We start from the raw sequence: 15,141 nt of genomic DNA, 5'->3' as shown, positions 1-15,141 counted from the left end.
CTCCAGGATCGGCGGGGTCTGGGCCGAGTTCTTCGTCCGGTGTGAAACCGAACTCATCGAACTTATCCGCCCTCCTCGCGGTTGCGCAAGGGAGAGGTCAGACGCGCTCGTCGTGCGGCGGTCGCTCCCCCGTCAGCTCCGCGACCGACGTCGTGCACACATCTCCGCGCCAGGCTTCGCGGCCCTCGCGCAGGGCGAAGACGACGATGGCGAGCGCGGCGAGGAGTCGGCCCACGCCCAGCCGAACAGGGTGTTCAGCAGCAGGCCGACGAGGAGGGCCGCGGACAGGTAGGAGCACACGAGCGTCTGCTTCGAGTCGGCGACCGCCGATGCCGAGCCGAGCTCTCTGCCGGCGCGTCGCTCCGCGAAGCTGAGGAACGGCATGACGGCGAGGCTGACGGCCGCGAGGACGATGCCGACCGCGCTGTGCTCGGCCTGTCGGACGCCCGTGAGCGAGAGGACGGCATCGACGGTGACGTACGCGGCGAGTCCGAAGAACGACAGCGCGATGACTCGGAGCGTCGTCCTCTCGCGCGACTCCGGATCCGGTGACGAGAACTGCCAGGCGACGGCCGCAGCGGAGAGGACCTCGACGACGGAGTCCAGCCCGAAGCCGATGAGGGCCGCCGACGACGCAGACCCGCCGGCGGCGAGCGCGACGACGGCTTCGAGGCTGTTGTAGGCGATGGTGAGGGCGACGATCCACCGGATCCGCCGCTGCAGGAGCGCGCGGCGGCCGGCGGTGACGATGTCGGCCGCGGTCATGCGGCCGGCCCGCAGCAGAGCGGGACGTCGCAGTCGTCGTCGGAGCAGGCGGCACCGTCGTCGACGGCCAGGACGACGTCGACGAGCGTCTCGAGCGCGCGGGTCAGGTGCGGGTCGGAGATCTCGTACCGGGTCCTGCGCCCCTCGGGGATCGCGACGACGATCCCGCACCCGCGAAGGCACGCCAAGTGGTTCGACACGTTCGTTCTCGTCAGGCCGAGCTCGTCGGCCAGACGAGCCGGGTACCCCGGCTCACGAAGCAGGTGCATCAGGATCCGCGAACGGGTCGGATCAGCCAGCGCCCGGCCCAGTCGGTTCATGACGTCGAGTCGAGTCGCACGTGTCAGCATGTGCTGACCATACAGTCGCGAGTGACCTTTCGGAAGATCTCTCGGCTCCGGTGGTTCCAGCTCTGGACGCCCCGGAGGTGTCTACGGGAGCTCAGCGAGCGCGTTGTCCTGGAGGAGCAGTCGGCGGTCGCAGCTGGCAGCGATCGTCGGGCTGTGCGTTGCGATCACGAATCGGTGGCCGAGATCTTGCAGTCGAGCGAAGAGTTCGAGGACCTCGCCTTCGGTCGATGCGTCGAGTGCTCCGGTGGGTTCATCTGCCAGGACGAGTCGAGGGCGCTTGACGAGGGCTCTCGCGATCGCGACGCGTTGGGCTTCCCCACCGGAGAGGTGTCGGACTCGTGTGGCGGCAAGGCCTCTCAGCCGGACCAGCTCGAGACTCCGAAGGGCCTCCTCTGTGGCTGCCTGCTTGTCGGCACGACCGAGGCGCACGTTCTGCAAGACCGTGCGTTCCGGCAGGAGGTCGTAGCGCTGCGTGATGATGCCGACGGCGGCGGCTCGATGACGCGCCATGCCGGCCGCCGATCGGGGCAAGAGCATGCCGTCGGCCAGGTACTCACCGCGATATGCCGTGTCGAGTCCGGCCAGGAGTCGCAGGAGGGAACTCTTGCCGCTGCCGCTGCGCCCGAGGATGGCGACGGACCGGTCCTGGTCGCCGAGTCGAAAATGCAGGTCGGCGAACAGGGTGCGCGGGTGGCCGTTCGGCTCGCGGATGACCTTGGTGATGGACGTGAGTTGAATCATGAGACGTTATCTGCGCTCTCCCGACTCGGTGCGGATCAGCGTTGCCAGAAGGCGCCCGTGCTGGCCCAGGTCCAGAAGGACGAAGGCGGCGAAGGCCAGGAGGACCGGCCGGAGCGCGGCCTCACTGTGCTGGGGATACATGAGGTAGGCCGTGGCGACGACCGCCCCTATTCCTCCGTGCGCCACGAGAACGGAAGGAAGGCTGGTCAGGAAGATTCGCTGCCGGGACGTACCGGCGATCCAGGCGATTCGGTAGCGGTTCGATTCGCGCGCGAAAAGGAATCGGTTGAGAAGAAAGATGGCGAACAGTACGCCCGCCACGAGCGCTCCCTCGATGGCGACCACGAGTCCGAGGTTGCTCTGGATGATTTTCTTGGTCAACGTGAACTGGGTGAGATAGGGGGACACGTTCAGCAGGGCGTAGTTCTCGAATCCGGTCGAGCTCGCGATGGACGCCAGACGATCGAGCACTTCGTCCGTCGCGAGGTTCTTGGACGCGGCGATGTCACCGTTGACCATGGCGAAGGAGAGGATTCCCGAGAAGTCCTTGTTCGCCTCGGTGAACCCTCGCAGCTGTTCGGGGTACGGGATCACGACGGAGGTGTCGAGGAAGAAGTTGATGTCGTCGTGGTAGAAGATCGAAGAGTGGGGCGCGAGGAACCCGGCGACCTCGAAGGTCATCTCTGCGAAGTAGAGGGTGCCGACGAACGTGTCGCCGACCTCGTAGACGCCCTCGAAATCGCTGCCGAGGACCACCGGCGTCACGCTGGCCTCATAGTCGATCGTCTCCCAGTCCGGGGTATCCCCCGTGCTCGTTCGCAGCTTGTAGAACTCGAATGCGTTTCGGTTCATCTGCAGCGACTTGACGTCGACCATCGTGCGTCCGGTCTCTTCATCCGTATAGGGGCCACGCGTGCTCATCCCGGTGCCGTACCCGTCTTCGAAGCTTCCGTCACCCGGGAAGTCTCGGATCGGCAGCGGCTGGTCGAAGCTAGAGAGGAAGGTCAACTCGTCGTCGTTCGAAAGCTGGTTGTAGAAGGCACCTAGTCGCTCCAGGTCGGGAAGCGAGTCGCGAAAAGAACGGAACGCGTCAGGATCGTGGAGGTCGTCGATGAGACCGTAGAGGTTGACGTCGGCGTTATCACTGAAGCTCCGATTGACGGCTGCGTGGGTCGACTCGGAGAAGGTCACGACGTTGTAGAGCGTGACGAACAGGATGCCCGCCAGAAGGATCTTCGCGATCAGCGGCAGAACCCCCGCTCGGAGCACATGAATCAGCTCCACGCGCCCTCACCCCGAGGCCGTCTCGTCACGCTCACGATGTAGCCGATCACGGCCAGGAGAACCTGGATACCGGCCAGTCCGACGAGGGGGAACCACTCGAGCTGCGCCGTGGTCGACCCGACTCGAACGGCGACCCCGGCTCCGACCAGCGGAACGACGAGGAGAGCCAGCCGAGCGACTCGTCGAGAGAGGGCACGCCAGCGGACGGCTCCGACGAGAAAGGCCACTTCGAAGGCGGGCCGCGACCCCGCTCCGGCCAATGAGCCCGTCAGTGCGAAGCCGAGGAGCGTCAGGCTCGCGCCGAAGGTGGAGAGCACGGGCGAGACGAAATCGATGTTGGTCCGGAGGCTGGTGGTGGCTGCGATCGGAATGGCTGTTCCGTCATCGATCTCCCGGCGGAACAGGGCGGGTGCCTCGTCGCTGTCGACCACGAGCGCTGCCGTTCCCGTGACGGCGAAGAGCTTTCGGTTCACGATCAAGACCTGGTCGGAGACGAGGCTCGCCTTCTCGAGCCCGAGGCGTCCTTTGACCGCATACCTCTCGCCGTCGTGTACGAAGTAGTCGTTCGACGCCTCACGTCGAACGGACACAGAAGACCCGACGAATGCGACGTGATCATCGTCAGCTGCTGGTTGCTGCCCGGCGTAGAGAGGAGCGGCCTACCGGGCGACCCGATGCTGGACAGGGCGCGAACGCGGCCGTCGTCGGTGAGCCGCAGGAAGACTCGCCCCGACGATCCCCGCTCGGCCAATGCATTCACCACGTGTTCCGCGTCGGCATCCACCGCCACTGCCGACGGAGAGTAGAGAGAGTTGCCTTCCAGCGTGAGGGCACCCTGGCGGTGCTGGTACACGCCCAGAGCCGTCGTGAGAAAGGTGAAGAGCAGAAAGAGCAGGGCGATGGTCGCCGTGCGCGGAGCAGTCAAGGTGACCCCCGGGTCGAACACAGTCGGGGGAGGGCGCACTGCTCCCTCCCCCGCTCGGTGTGGCTACTTGCCGTAGTACGTCTTCGCGTGGCCCCATCCGTTGTCTGCGGCGTTCGGCTTGAATGCCTTGTACGCGGAGACCGCTTCTGTGCCGCTTGTTCCCCACTTGCGTCCCGAAGACGTGATCACAGCGCCGCCGCCGCGCTCGAGCTGTGCCGTCTTTTCATCTGACTCCGTCCGTTCTGAGGCTTCGCCTCGGCGTCCCACGAGTCAAGCGGGGACGGACGAGTATGTCAAGATGGAATTTATATTGTGACGCGCTCGCTTCCGGCGGGCTGTCGACTCAGTCGAGCGCAGCGGCGAGCGCACCGACGATGTCAGCGGCGATGTCTCCGCTCGGGTCGTGCGTCACGTTGACGAGGCGAAGGACGCCTCCGCTGGTGACCACGCCGAGGATCCGCTCGCCGTCGACCTGGGTGGTCATGGTCGGGCCCCAGAGGGCGGAGATCTCGGCTTCGGCCGACGGGTCGACGACACCGAGGTTGGTGATCTCGATGTCGGCCCCGGTCGCCGCGAGCATGGCGCCCTCCGCCTCCTCCGGCGTCGCCGGCGTCGCGGCCGCGATCATCAGAGCGGTGGCCTGGACGGTGGCGGGCTGACGGGCTGCGTCGAGCTGGCCGTGGGCGCGCCTGGCGAGATCCCAGAAGGGCTCTCCGGCCACCCGCTCGAGGTCGACCATGGTGGCGCTGAAGCGGATGACCACGTCGTCGTCGAGGTCGACCGCCGAGCGCAGGTCGATCGGTACGTTGATCCGAACGCGCCCGTCCGCGCTCGTGCGGAACAGGGCCGATGCGGCGGCTGCGCACAGCGCCGCCTGCACGGTGCAGGATTCCGCGCGGGCCCGGTCGAGCAGGGCTTCGGTCGCCCGGGCATCGAGCGCCGCGGGCTGGACGGCGGGCCTCGATCCGTCGAAGGGGCGCAGCCGGCTCGGCGGCAGCGGAGCAGGATCGGCGGGGGTTCGCCGGGGGTCGGCGGGTCGGCGGTCAAGAGCTCCTCCTGAGCCGACGGGGTGGTGCGCGGTGCGAGGCGGCTGCCCGCCAGGATTCCGAGCAGGTCGGTGACCGCGAGGAGAGCGCCCCGACCGTCCGCGATCTGGTGCGCGAAGGTCAGGAGCAGGGCGGTGGGCGTGTCCGGCATCCGACCCGGCAGGAGAACGGCTCGGACGAGCGGACCCGGAAGCGGCTCGATCGCGGTCGTCTGCTCCAGGGCCGCCTGGTCCTGCCAGGTCGAGCTTCCGGCCACCCGGATCGGGATCGCCTCGTCCGTGAGCCCGAACGACGCCTGTCCGCCGGCGCCCGGCCGGACGACAGCGGCGCTGAGAAGCGGGTGCACGCGCTGAACGTCTCGCAGGGCGGCTGCCAGCTCCGACTCGGAGACGTCGCGTGTCAGCTCGGCGATCAAGGAGAACTGAACCGGATTGCGGTGCATGTAGAGATCGATGGTCTGCTCGAAGGCACCGAGCGGGCGAAGGGTCTGTTCAACGGGCTGAGACATCCGGCGATGATTCCACAGAACCTATAAGCATGCAACAAAAGCCTAATGGTGTTAGTTTGACACCATGCCTCGCGCGAATCTGAAGCCGGACGCCATCATTCGGGCCGCGGCCGACGCCGCTGACCGCGACGGTTTCGACTCGATCACTCTGACCGCCGTCGCGCGACAGCTGGGCGTGCAGACGGCCAGCCTCTACGCGCACGTGAAAGACCGGGCTGCCGTGCTCGACGGCGTCCGCGAGCTCGCGCTCGACGAGGTCTCGGGCGCGATCGAGGTCCAAGTCGCCGGCCGCTCCGGCCGAGACGCTCTCGTGGGGCTCGCCGAGGCACAGCGCGTCTACGGCCGCGACCACCCGGGACGGTGGGCCGCCCTGCTGCACCCTTTCTCGTCCAGCATCTCGACCTCCAGAGCGGAGGCCCGGCTGCGCACCCTCGGCCTGGCCGCCCTGCGCGGCTACGACATCCCCGAGGGCGAGCTCGTACACGCGTCCCGGATGCTCGATTCCACGATCAACGGGTTCGTCGAGCTGGAACGGACGGGCATGCTCCGCCGCCGTGCCGACGACCCCGAAGCATCCTGGAGCCGGATCCTGAACTGTCTCGACGCGATCCTGCGCACCTGGCGCGACTCGGCGATGACCGAGGACACAGCACGATAGGCACCCCTCCACACCGCGTCCCCGACGCGTCTGAGCCGAAGGAGCACCACCCGTGACCACCGCATCCCCCTCCCCGAGGGCGAGCGCAGAGCCCGCCCGGGCATCCCGGAAGCCGTCATCGGCCTGGTCGTCTTCGGGCTCGTCTCCTACGGCGTCCCACCGCTGCTGAAGGCCGCCGGCCTCGACACCGCTCACGCCGTCGGCTACGGCCTGGCGCTCGGTGCGCTCTCGGGCGTGGCCGGGATCGTCGCGTTCCTCGCCGCGCTGAGCCTTCGGGTCCGCGCGCTCCGGCCCTTCGGTGTTCGACGCACGCGCTGGCGGTGGGTCTTCATCGGCATCGGCGGCGGGGTGGTCGTCTGGATCGTCGCGCGCCTCCTCGTCGCGGGCTACACCGTGATCTTCGGGGTGCCCGAGAACGTCCAGGCCACGTACAACACTGCCGCGCAGGGCGGCGTCCTGGCGCTCATCCTGTCGACCCTGTTCTTGGGCGTCCTCACGCCGATCGGCGAAGAGGTGCTCTTCCGCGGGGTCCTCGCCACCGTCCTCCTCCGCTGGGGATGGGTGCCCGGCGTTCTCGGCAGCGCCGTCGTCTTCATGTTCTTCCACGGGCTGAACGGCTTCAACATCGCCTACCTCACGGCGATCGTCGAAGGCATCGTCGCCGCCGAGCTCTACCGGCGAAGCGGCTCGATCTGGCCCGGCGTGATCGTCCACGTCACCAACAACGCGATCGCCAACCTCCTCGCCGCCGGGGCCGGCTGAGCGATTCGGTACCCGAACGCAAGCGCCGGGCGGCCTGCGGTGTCGCCGTCACTCGGGCGCGGAGTACCCGTTCCGGAACGCCCAGACGACCGCCTGCAGCCGGTCGCGGGCGCCGATCTTTCCGAGAAGACCCGCCAGGTGGTACTTCACCGTCGACGGCTCGATGAAGAGCGCGCCGGCGATCTCCTGGTTGGAGAGCCCGGTGCAGAGCAGTTGCAGGATCTCGATCTCGCGCTGGGTGAGGCGACTCGCCGAGGCCGGGTCGGCCGTTCGAGGCGCAGGACGGCGAGTGGCGAACTCCGTCAGGACCCTCCTGGTCAGCTTCTGATCGAGCGTGCCGTCGCCGGCGGCGACCGAGCGGATGGCCGACAGGAGCGTCGTCTCGTCGGCCCCTTTCAGCAGGAAGCCGGAGGCGCCCGCCTCCAGAGCTCCGAAGACGTAGTCGTCGAGATCGAATGTGGTGACGACGAGCACCGGGATCGCGCCTGCCGGGTCGGCCGACAGGATCCGGGTCGCCTCGATGCCGTCTCGACCCGGCATCCGGATGTCCATGCAGACGACGTCCGGTCGCAGCTCCTGGGCCAGTCGGACGGCTTCGTAGCCGTCCTCGGCCGCTCCGACGACCTCCATGTCGCCCTCGGCCTCCACGATGACGGTGAAGCCCGCGCGCACGATCGCCTGGTCGTCGGCGACGAGGACGCGGATCACGAGTCCTCGCCCGTCCGGAAGAACGAGCCGGGTGTGTCCTGCGGTGGCAGGACCAGGTGGTTCTCCCAACCGCCCTCGGCCGTCGGACCGGTCGTCAATCGAGCCCCCGTGAGAACGGCACGCTCCTCCATGCCCACGAGACCGAAGCCACCGCCTCCACCCGGCCCGGCGGGTCTCGTGGCGCGCTCGTTGGTGACGGTGATGTCGGCGCCGCCGTCCCGGTAGGCCAGCAGCACCGTGCAGCGCGCCGCCGGAGCGTGACGTCGAGCGTTCACGAGAGACTCCTGCACCATGCGATACGCGCTGATCTCCGCCACGGGCCCGAGGGGTCGCGGCGTCCCCGTCGTCCGGAGGTCGATGTCCATCCCCGCGGCCGTCAGGCTCTCCACGAGGTCGGGGATCTGGCCGATGTCGGGCGCCGGAGACCGGGACCCTTCGGAGTCGGTCCGGAGAAGCCCGACGGTCTGGCGCAGGTTCGCGAGGGTCTGCTGCGCTTCCCGGGCGACGTCGCCCATGTACTCGCCCGCCCGCGTCGGATCGGCGTCGACGAGCGCTCGGGCCGCCTGCGATCCGAGGATCATTCCGGAGAGATGGTGCGCGGCGATGTCGTGCAGCTCACGTGCCATCAGGGTCCGTTCTTTCTCGACCGCCTCCCGGGCCAGGAGGGCGCGCTCCCGCTCGGCGTATTCGGCGCGCTCGCGGAGTCCCTCCAGGATGCGCGCCCGGGTACCGACGAGATGAGCGATCAGGACCGGGAGCAGATAGGTCAGCAGGGTGCGAAATACGGCGAGAGGCAGTTCGAGCCCGCGCGGGACGGTGTCGCCACCGGCGTAGGCGATCCACGCGGCGACGGTCGACACGGCCGCAGCCCCGGTCAGGATCAGCAGGTCGGGGCGACCGAGCGAGCGCAGTCCGAGCACGTACGCGGCCACCAGGACGGCGATGGACCCGACACCGAGGTCGCCCCGGGTGACGACGAGCAGCGCCATGTCGATCACGGTGACGGCGAGGAGGACGCTGCCGGCGAACCGCTGTCGCCACCAGAGCAGGATGCCCTGCGCGGCGACCAGGACGACGACGAGCACCACCGGGCCGTGCACGAGGCTGGAGCCGCCCAGCACGTCGCGACCCACGGCGCTGCGCTGGGCGACCTCGCCCAGCGCGAGTCCGGCTGCGACGACGATCACGAGCAGGGAGGGCAGCCCGCGCCAGAGCACCTCCCCGATCGGGGTGCGGCTCGGGTTCTGTGTGGTCACCCTGCCATTGTCCGGGACGTTCCTGCTCGCGGCGGCGGGATCCTGCCCCCTCGTCACAGGTCTCGACGCCTCAGCGCCACTCCGGCCGCCGCGAGCACCGCCGCCACCTCGACCCCGAGCACCAGGAGAGCCACGCCGGGGTTGGTGCCGGAGGCGCTGAAGCTGCGGACGATCGCGTGGCTCAGCGTCACCGGGAGGAGCTGCGTCCAGCCGGGAGCGCCGCCCGCGAGGAGGCCGGCCATTCCCTGCACGAGGGGTTCGCCGACGACGATGGCGCCGAGGGTCAGGAATCCGGCGAGTTGGCTCCGGACGAGCAGCCCGACACCGAGGCCGAGGAGGGACAGCAGGACGACCGCCACCACGCCGCGGGCCGAGGTGCTGAGGATGTCGAGCCCGGACACGCGCAGGCGCGCCGCAGGCGACAACTGCACGGTCCCGACGACCACGACGACCGAGATCACGGCGTAGACGACGCCGAGGAGGGCGGCGAAGACGCCCGTCGCGGCCACCTTGTCCAGCAGGATCCGCAGTCGGCGGGGTTCCGCGAGCGCGGTTCCGACGATGCCGCCGAATCGGTAGTCGGTGGTGGCGACGAGCAGCCCGAGCGCCAGTGCTCCGAGGACGGCGAGACCGAGCGAACCCGACGAGCCACCGTCGCCGAACACGCTGAGGGCGGAGTACTGGAAGGAGCCCGACGACAGGTCGACGCCGGGGAGTTCCGAACCGAGGTTCTCGCCCTGCGGACGCAGCGCTCCACTGGCGAGAGCGGGCAGCAGGGTCACGAGCAGGATCTGGGTGGCCAGGAGGCCGAGGACTCCGACGCCGAAGACGACCCGGGTGGAGGTCAGGGACGCGGCCTTCAAGATCTCCGAACGGAACATCAGCGCACCGCTTTCGTGTCGTCGTCCACGCCGCCCGAGACCAGGTCGAGGTAGAACGATTCGAGGCCGCCCTCGCTCGCGTCGGTCAGCGCGGCGACGCTGCCACCACCCGCGATGCGGCCGTCGACGATCACGACGACGTCGTCGGCGACCTGGGCCACCTCCGCCAGGAGGTGGGACGACAGCAGCACCGATCCCCGGCCAGCGCGAACGAGGCGAGTCGGTCGCGGAGCCAACGTGTGCCGACCGGGTCGAGACCGTTCGCGGGCTCGTCGAGGACGAGCACCCGGGGGTCGCCGAGGAGCGCGGTGGCCAACGCGAGTCGCTGGCGCATGCCGAGCGACCAGGTGCCGATCTTCCGGTGCGCGCCGGATGCCAGGCCCACCTCGTCGAGCAGCTCGTCCGCCTTCGATCGCGGTGCGCCCACCGCGGCGGCGGCGATCAGCAGGTGCTGGCGCCCCGTCCGTCCCGGGTGCAGGCCACCGGCGTCCAGAACGGCTCCGACCGACCGCGCCGGCGAGGTCAGCTCGCCATAGGGCCGGCCGAGGACCGTCGCGGTTCCCCGGGTGATGCCTGCCAGGCCGAGGAGCATGCGCATCGTGGTGGTCTTGCCCGCGCCGTTCGGGCCGAGCAGGCCGACCACGCGACCGCGCGGAACGGTGAAGCTGATGTCGTCGACGGCCGCGTGCCCGCGGAACTCCTTGTGAAGGTGTGCGATCGCAATGGGATCGTCCTGATTCGTTGTCATGGGTCAACGCTCCCTCCGTCCGCGTTCGAGATCCCCCGCCAAACGGCCAGTCCTCGGACCAGCCGACCGGCCGGGGTGCAGCGGGCCGCGGGGAGTCACGGTGGAGGCATGACGAAAGACGATCTCATCACCCACTCATCCACCGCCACTCGCCGTCACCGACGCCGCCGCATCTGGGCGATCGTCGGGGTGGCCGCTGCGGTGTCGACCGCCGCCTCCGCGCTCGTCCCGACCGCCTGGGGAGCGCAGAAGCAGGACTCGCTGCAGACCAGTCTGAACCGCCTCGTCAGTCGAGACGGGTTCCCCGGCGCCACCGCGACCGTCACCGATCCCGACGGCCACGTCACCACCTACACCGCGGGAGTGTCCAAGCTCGGCTCGACCACCGCTCCCCGGCCGACGGCCTGGTCAGGATCGGAAGCAACACCAAGATGTTCACCTCCGTCGTGATCCTGCAGCTCGTCCAGGAGGGCAAGGTCTCTCTCGATCAGCCCGTCGACCGCTATCTCCCCGGGCTCCTCCGGGGCACGGGCATCGACGGAAGGAAGATCACGGTCCGGCAGCTGCTTCAGCACAAGAGCGGTCTGCCGAACTACACCCTCACCTTCGGCACCGACCTCTTCGCCATCCGGAACACCTACCTCTCTCCGAGGGATCTGATCGATCGGGCCCTGTCGATGCCGGCCGACTTCGCTCCCGGCAGCAGGTTCGAGTACAGCAACACCAACTACGCCGTCGCGGGCCTCCTCGCCGATAGGGTCACCGGCCGGCCCATCGGCGAGCTGATCTCGGATCGCATCATCGACAGGCTCCACCTGAAGCACACGACGTTCCCGGCGCCCGGCGACTCCCGCATCCACGGCCCGCACGCGCGGGGGTACAACAACACCACGACCGGGAAGCTCGAGGACATCACCGTCAGCGACCCGTCCTGGGCGTGGGCCGCCGGCGAGATCGTCGCGTCGCCCAGCGATCTCAACCGCTTCATGAAGGCCCTCCTCGGCGGACGCCTTCTCGATCCCGCCGAACTCACGCAGATGAAGACCACGGTTCCCTACGACGATGTCTGGGCGAACGCCGGATACGGCCTGGGACTGGCCCGCTACCCGCTCAGCTGCGGCCGAGCCATCTGGGGCCACGGCGGCGACATCCCCGGCTACGAGACCCGGAACGGTGTCGACGCCAGCGGCAAAGCCGTCACCATCGCCGTCACCGCCCTCCCCCAGGCCCTCGCGACCGGCGAGGCCAAGATCGTCAGGATCGCGCACGACGTCGAGACGACTCTCGACACCGCCTTCTGCGGGTGACCCGATGTCGGTCGGTCACCGGCTGGATCTGCTCCTCACCACGCTGTCCGCGTACTGGCTGGGTGGCACGCCGAAGGCGGCGGTGAAGACGCGCGAGAAGTAGAAGGCGTCCGGTATGCCCACGCTGATGGCCACCTCGCGGACATGCATGTCGCTGTTCTGCAGGAGAACGGACGCCACCTTCATTCGACGCCGACGCAGCCACGCGCGGACCGACGTGCCCGTGTGGCGGAGGAACAGCCGCTCCGCGGTCGATGTGCTCACGGCCGCGGAGTCGGCGATGACACGGGCCGTGAGGGGCGATCGCAGGTTCTCGTCGACGAAGCGCATCATCCGGTTGAGTGACGCCGGATACTGCCGGCCCGAGGCGCTGTGATCCCAGTCCCGGCTCTCGTCCATGAGGAGGACGCCGAGGGATCGAAGGGCCGATTCCTCGACGCGTTCTTCGAGGAATCGGCTGACCGTGTACGTCGCGAGGTCGGTGAGGCGTGCGCCGGACGGCGAGTGGGCGGGGATCGCCGCGATCGCCGGCCCCGACCCACGACCGCTGCGTCCGGGAGCGCCGAGGAGCGGATCGCCGCTCCGAACCGCCACTCGAGCGACGAAGTCGTCGGCTTGCTCGAGCCACGGGACGACGTGCACGACGCCGAACTGGAACGGTGCGTTACACGTGGCTCGCACCTCGTGCCCCCACGGGAGGCGCAGCATGAAATCGCCGGAGTCGCCGAAGGTCTCGCCGTTGCATTCGATCGTCCCCGATCCGCTGACGGTCCAGACGAAACAGACGCTCTCGACGTAGGTGTTGTGGAGCACCTCGCCTCGCTTCATGTGGTACGTCGCCGCGTGGACGACAGCGGGGCCGCCGCTCCGCGCCACGGAATCGCTGGCGGACGGTTCGCTCTGCACCGGTGGCATTCGTCCAGAGTACGCGATCGACCGTTCCTTGATTTGACGGGCCCCATTCAGCTAGGCAGTTCGTCCCTGAGTGAAAAATCCATGCTTTGATCCTTCAAGACATTCAAGGCGGCGGCTTTTCGCGATTAGCTTTCACCACCGTCTCACGCAAGGAAGCAGCCATGAGAACCTCCCTGACACCGACGATCGCGCTGCGGTCGGTCGCCTCTTCGGCGGTCCTCGCGTGACGGGCGATCCTGGACTGGTCGTGGTCGGAACGGGACTCGCCGGGGTGAGCGCCGTTCAAGCCGCTCGCCGCGACGGATACACCGGATCGATCACCTTCGTCGGTGCCGAGAGACACCTTCCGTACAACCGCCCTCCCCTCTCGAAGGCCTTCCTCGAGGTCGACGGCGTCGTCGACTATCTCGCCACGGAGGACGAGCTCCGGAACGACCTCTCGGTCGACCTCCGTCTCGGATGCCAGGTCCTGTCGCTGGACGACGATCGCAAGATCCTCCGGACGTCCGACGGGCCGATCCCCTACGACCGCCTGATCATCGCGACGGGAGCATCACCGAGAGTCCTGTCGCACCTTCCGCGAATGGCTGGAATCGAGACCCTTCGAACGGTCGACGACGCGACGAGGATCCGCTCGGCGATCGTCCCTGGCGCGGATGTCGTCATCATCGGGGCGGGGTTCATCGGGTCCGAGATCGCCTCGTCGGCTCGGAAGCGGGGTGCCAAGGTCACCATCGTCGAGGCTTCACCGGTCCCTCTCGTTCGAGCCGTGGGAGAGGTCGTCGGTGCGGCGATCTCCGATCTCCACCGACGCAACGGGACTCGCCTCCTGTGCTCCGCTCAGATCGAGAGGGTCATCGGACAGGACCACGTCGAGGGCGTGCGCCTGGTCGGCGGCGAACTGATCGCCGCGGATCTCGTCGTCGTCGGCGTCGGCGCCGCACCCGCAACAGGCTGGCTGGCCGACTCCGGACTCGAGTTGAGCCCGGTCGACGGCGGCCTGATCTGCGATCGGTACCTGCGAACCTCGGCCGACGGGGTGTACGCAGCCGGCGACGTCGCGCACTGGCCGAACGGCCTTCTCGACACCACCATGCGCCTGGAGAACTGGACCAACGCCGCCGATCAGGGAGCGCACGCCGCCCTCAACGCCCTCTTCCCCGACCGGGCCGAACCGTACGAGACCGTGCCGTATTTCTGGAGCGACTGGTACGGGAATCGCATCCAGTTCGTCGGCACCGCGATCGCGGACGCGGTCAGCTTCGTCTCCGGAGGCCCGGACGAAGAGGCGTTCGTCGCCCTGTTCCGCCGGGGCGATCGCCTGGTCGGCGCTGCGACGCTCAACGAACCACGCAAGATCATGAAGCTGCGTCGGCTGATCGCGCAGAACGAGCTCGTCGCCAGCGCGGTTGCGACCTTCTGAGGAGACAGCCGCCCGGTCGCCTACCCCAGCCGCCATCGTGTTCACACACCCGCATGGCGCTCGCATATGTGAACATATACGATGGCCTGCGGGAAGTCGACGAGAAGGGAAGTGCGGCTGTGAGCACTGTCACGGACGTCGCGGAAGGCGAACCGACGGTCGCCCGCGCGGGAGTGAAATCGTCGGTTCGCACCCTCGAGATCCTCGAGACACTGAGCCGCTCGAACGAGAAGAGGTCCGTCGCGACCCTGAGCCGCGAACTCTCCATCCCGAAGAGCAGTCTCCACGGGCTCCTCCGAACGATGGAGTCGATGGGGTGGCTCGAAACGGACGGCACGGGCACGTTGTTCGGGCTCGGTCTCCGCGCTCTCGTCCTCGGCAACGCGTACATCGAGAGCGATGACGTGGTCGGCATGGCGCAACCCGTTCTCGATTCCCTCGCCGAATTCACCGGCGAGACCGTGCACCTCGGCCGGCTCGACGGCAGTGACGTCGTCTACCTGGCGAAGCGCGAGTCCCGTCACACCCTGCGCCTCTTCTCGGCGGTAGGACGCCGGCTGCCCGCGCACGCCACGGCTCTCGGCAAGGCCATCCTGGCCCGCCTTCCCGACGAGGACGTCGACGCACGCCTCGAATTCCCCTCCCGCGCCTGACGGAGAACACGATCGTCGAGAAGGATGCCCTGCACGACGAGCTCGCCCGCATCCGGGTCGCCGGCTGGAGTGTCGACGACGGAGAGAACAGTCCCGGCATTCGCTGCATCGGCGTCGCCCTCGCCAGCCGGGCCGGCTCCCTCAACGCGCTGAGTTGCTCGGTGCCCACGAGCAGGATGACCGATGAGCGCGAGAGAGCGATCATCGCCCA

Annotated in this window: 18 protein-coding genes and 2 pseudogenes; 8 read left to right on the top strand and 12 right to left on the bottom strand. The window is 68.5% G+C overall.

Annotated elements, in window-relative coordinates; genetic code table 11:
* Positions 1-97 precede the first annotated feature (97 nt).
* The 6 genes and pseudogenes from QUE79_RS05470 to QUE79_RS05445 form a co-directional block, all read right to left on the bottom strand.
* Positions 98-765, bottom strand: a pseudogene (locus tag QUE79_RS05470) (cation efflux transmembrane domain-containing protein).
* A complete protein-coding gene (gene cmtR, locus QUE79_RS05465; RefSeq protein ID WP_286345789.1) occupies positions 762-1,115 on the bottom strand; it encodes a Cd(II)/Pb(II)-sensing metalloregulatory transcriptional regulator CmtR in 354 nt (117 codons plus the stop codon). The pseudogene QUE79_RS05470 and the gene cmtR overlap by 4 nt, the downstream one beginning before the upstream one ends.
* An 81-nt stretch (positions 1,116-1,196) precedes the next feature.
* Complete coding sequence (locus tag QUE79_RS05460) at positions 1,197-1,856, bottom strand: ABC transporter ATP-binding protein (protein WP_286345788.1); 660 nt, start codon at positions 1,854-1,856, stop codon at positions 1,197-1,199.
* Between the two features lie 6 nt (positions 1,857-1,862).
* Positions 1,863-3,140, bottom strand: a complete 1,278-nt coding sequence (locus QUE79_RS05455; protein ID WP_286345787.1) for a hypothetical protein — start codon at positions 3,138-3,140, stop codon at positions 1,863-1,865.
* Positions 3,131-3,730 (bottom strand): hypothetical protein, encoded by a 600-nt coding sequence (locus QUE79_RS05450; RefSeq protein ID WP_286345786.1) that lies wholly within the window; start codon positions 3,728-3,730, stop codon positions 3,131-3,133. Before QUE79_RS05450 ends, QUE79_RS05455 begins: the two co-directional genes overlap by 10 nt.
* Before the next feature lie 678 nt (positions 3,731-4,408).
* Positions 4,409-5,047, bottom strand: a complete 639-nt coding sequence (locus QUE79_RS05445) for a phthiocerol/phthiodiolone dimycocerosyl transferase family protein (RefSeq protein WP_350271742.1) — start codon at positions 5,045-5,047, stop codon at positions 4,409-4,411.
* A gap of 173 nt (positions 5,048-5,220) precedes the next feature.
* Between QUE79_RS05445 and QUE79_RS05440 the strand changes: the two genes are divergently transcribed.
* The 3 genes from QUE79_RS05440 (at position 5,221) to QUE79_RS05430 (ending at position 7,039) form a co-directional block, all read left to right on the top strand.
* A complete protein-coding gene (locus tag QUE79_RS05440) occupies positions 5,221-5,646 on the top strand; it encodes a hypothetical protein (RefSeq protein WP_286345784.1) in 426 nt (141 codons plus the stop codon).
* Positions 5,647-5,683: 37 nt separating this feature from the next.
* Positions 5,684-6,277, top strand: coding sequence for a TetR-like C-terminal domain-containing protein (locus tag QUE79_RS05435; protein WP_286345783.1), 594 nt, complete (start codon positions 5,684-5,686; stop codon positions 6,275-6,277).
* Positions 6,278-6,511: 234 nt separating this feature from the next.
* The gene (locus QUE79_RS05430; protein ID WP_286345782.1) at positions 6,512-7,039 is read left to right on the top strand and encodes a CPBP family intramembrane glutamic endopeptidase; all 528 of its coding nucleotides are present in this window, start codon (positions 6,512-6,514) and stop codon (positions 7,037-7,039) included.
* 48 nt (positions 7,040-7,087) lie between these two features.
* Here QUE79_RS05430 and QUE79_RS05425 read toward each other — a convergent pair whose 3' ends face one another.
* Genes QUE79_RS05425 through QUE79_RS05405 form a run of 5 tightly spaced genes read right to left on the bottom strand, consistent with a single transcriptional unit; the run spans position 7,088 to position 10,632 of the window.
* Positions 7,088-7,747 (bottom strand): response regulator transcription factor, encoded by a 660-nt coding sequence (locus QUE79_RS05425; RefSeq protein ID WP_286345781.1) that lies wholly within the window; start codon positions 7,745-7,747, stop codon positions 7,088-7,090.
* A complete protein-coding gene (locus tag QUE79_RS05420) occupies positions 7,744-9,003 on the bottom strand; it encodes a sensor histidine kinase (protein WP_286345780.1) in 1,260 nt (419 codons plus the stop codon). The genes QUE79_RS05425 and QUE79_RS05420 overlap by 4 nt, the downstream gene beginning before the upstream one ends.
* Positions 9,004-9,056: 53 nt before the next feature.
* Positions 9,057-9,884 carry a hypothetical protein gene (locus QUE79_RS05415; protein ID WP_286345779.1) on the bottom strand — a complete coding sequence of 276 codons (828 nt, stop codon included), beginning with the start codon at positions 9,882-9,884 and terminating at the stop codon, positions 9,057-9,059.
* Positions 9,884-10,018: a hypothetical protein gene (locus QUE79_RS05410; protein ID WP_286345778.1), complete on the bottom strand. Its 135-nt coding sequence runs from the start codon at positions 10,016-10,018 to the stop codon at positions 9,884-9,886. The genes QUE79_RS05415 and QUE79_RS05410 overlap by 1 nt, the downstream gene beginning before the upstream one ends.
* On the bottom strand, positions 10,015-10,632 hold the full coding sequence (locus QUE79_RS05405; RefSeq protein ID WP_286345777.1) for an ABC transporter ATP-binding protein: 618 nt from the start codon (positions 10,630-10,632) through the stop codon (positions 10,015-10,017). Before QUE79_RS05405 ends, QUE79_RS05410 begins: the two co-directional genes overlap by 4 nt.
* Positions 10,633-10,740: 108 nt before the next feature.
* Between QUE79_RS05405 and QUE79_RS05400 the strand changes: the two genes are divergently transcribed.
* Both QUE79_RS05400 and QUE79_RS05395 read left to right on the top strand, forming a co-directional pair.
* Complete coding sequence (locus QUE79_RS05400) at positions 10,741-11,082, top strand: hypothetical protein (RefSeq protein ID WP_286345776.1); 342 nt, start codon at positions 10,741-10,743, stop codon at positions 11,080-11,082.
* A complete protein-coding gene (locus QUE79_RS05395; RefSeq protein WP_286345775.1) occupies positions 11,064-11,939 on the top strand; it encodes a serine hydrolase domain-containing protein in 876 nt (291 codons plus the stop codon). Before QUE79_RS05400 ends, QUE79_RS05395 begins: the two co-directional genes overlap by 19 nt.
* Before the next feature lie 15 nt (positions 11,940-11,954).
* On the opposite strand, the gene QUE79_RS05390 is transcribed toward QUE79_RS05395, so the two are convergent.
* Positions 11,955-12,854, bottom strand: a complete 900-nt coding sequence (locus QUE79_RS05390; RefSeq protein ID WP_286345774.1) for a helix-turn-helix transcriptional regulator — start codon at positions 12,852-12,854, stop codon at positions 11,955-11,957.
* Between the two features lie 223 nt (positions 12,855-13,077).
* On the opposite strand from QUE79_RS05390, the gene QUE79_RS05385 reads away from it, so the two are divergent.
* The 3 genes and pseudogenes from QUE79_RS05385 to QUE79_RS26110 all read left to right on the top strand — a co-directional run.
* The gene (locus QUE79_RS05385; protein WP_286345773.1) at positions 13,078-14,277 is read left to right on the top strand and encodes an NAD(P)/FAD-dependent oxidoreductase; all 1,200 of its coding nucleotides are present in this window, start codon (positions 13,078-13,080) and stop codon (positions 14,275-14,277) included.
* Positions 14,278-14,396: 119 nt separating this feature from the next.
* The gene (locus QUE79_RS05380) at positions 14,397-14,930 is read left to right on the top strand and encodes an IclR family transcriptional regulator (RefSeq protein WP_286345772.1); all 534 of its coding nucleotides are present in this window, start codon (positions 14,397-14,399) and stop codon (positions 14,928-14,930) included.
* Positions 14,912-15,100 (top strand): annotated as a pseudogene (locus QUE79_RS26110) (IclR family transcriptional regulator domain-containing protein); the annotation flags it as partial. The gene QUE79_RS05380 and the pseudogene QUE79_RS26110, both read left to right, overlap by 19 nt.
* Between the last annotated feature and the right edge of the window lie 41 nt (positions 15,101-15,141).

This window comes from Frondihabitans sucicola (genome assembly GCF_030296615.1).
Lineage (GTDB): Bacteria > Actinomycetota > Actinomycetes > Actinomycetales > Microbacteriaceae > Frondihabitans > Frondihabitans sucicola.
Note: the sequence above shows the minus strand (reverse complement) of the source record. Positions and strands in the feature narration are given on the sequence as shown.

What these genes read in the sequence shown, in the direction of transcription:
- cmtR (WP_286345789.1), bottom strand. Translation starts at nt 1,115, where the DNA reads ATGCTGACACGTGCGACTCGACTCGACGTCATGAACCGACTGGGCCGG.
- QUE79_RS05460 (WP_286345788.1), bottom strand. Translation starts at nt 1,856, where the DNA reads ATGATTCAACTCACGTCCATCACCAAGGTCATCCGCGAGCCGAACGGC.
- QUE79_RS05435 (WP_286345783.1), top strand. Translation starts at nt 5,684, where the DNA reads ATGCCTCGCGCGAATCTGAAGCCGGACGCCATCATTCGGGCCGCGGCC.
- QUE79_RS05415 (WP_286345779.1), bottom strand. Translation starts at nt 9,884, where the DNA reads ATGTTCCGTTCGGAGATCTTGAAGGCCGCGTCCCTGACCTCCACCCGG.
- QUE79_RS05405 (WP_286345777.1), bottom strand. Translation starts at nt 10,632, where the DNA reads ATGACAACGAATCAGGACGATCCCATTGCGATCGCACACCTTCACAAG.
- QUE79_RS05400 (WP_286345776.1), top strand. Translation starts at nt 10,741, where the DNA reads ATGACGAAAGACGATCTCATCACCCACTCATCCACCGCCACTCGCCGT.
- QUE79_RS05395 (WP_286345775.1), top strand. Translation starts at nt 11,064, where the DNA reads ATGTTCACCTCCGTCGTGATCCTGCAGCTCGTCCAGGAGGGCAAGGTC.
- QUE79_RS05390 (WP_286345774.1), bottom strand. Translation starts at nt 12,854, where the DNA reads ATGCCACCGGTGCAGAGCGAACCGTCCGCCAGCGATTCCGTGGCGCGG.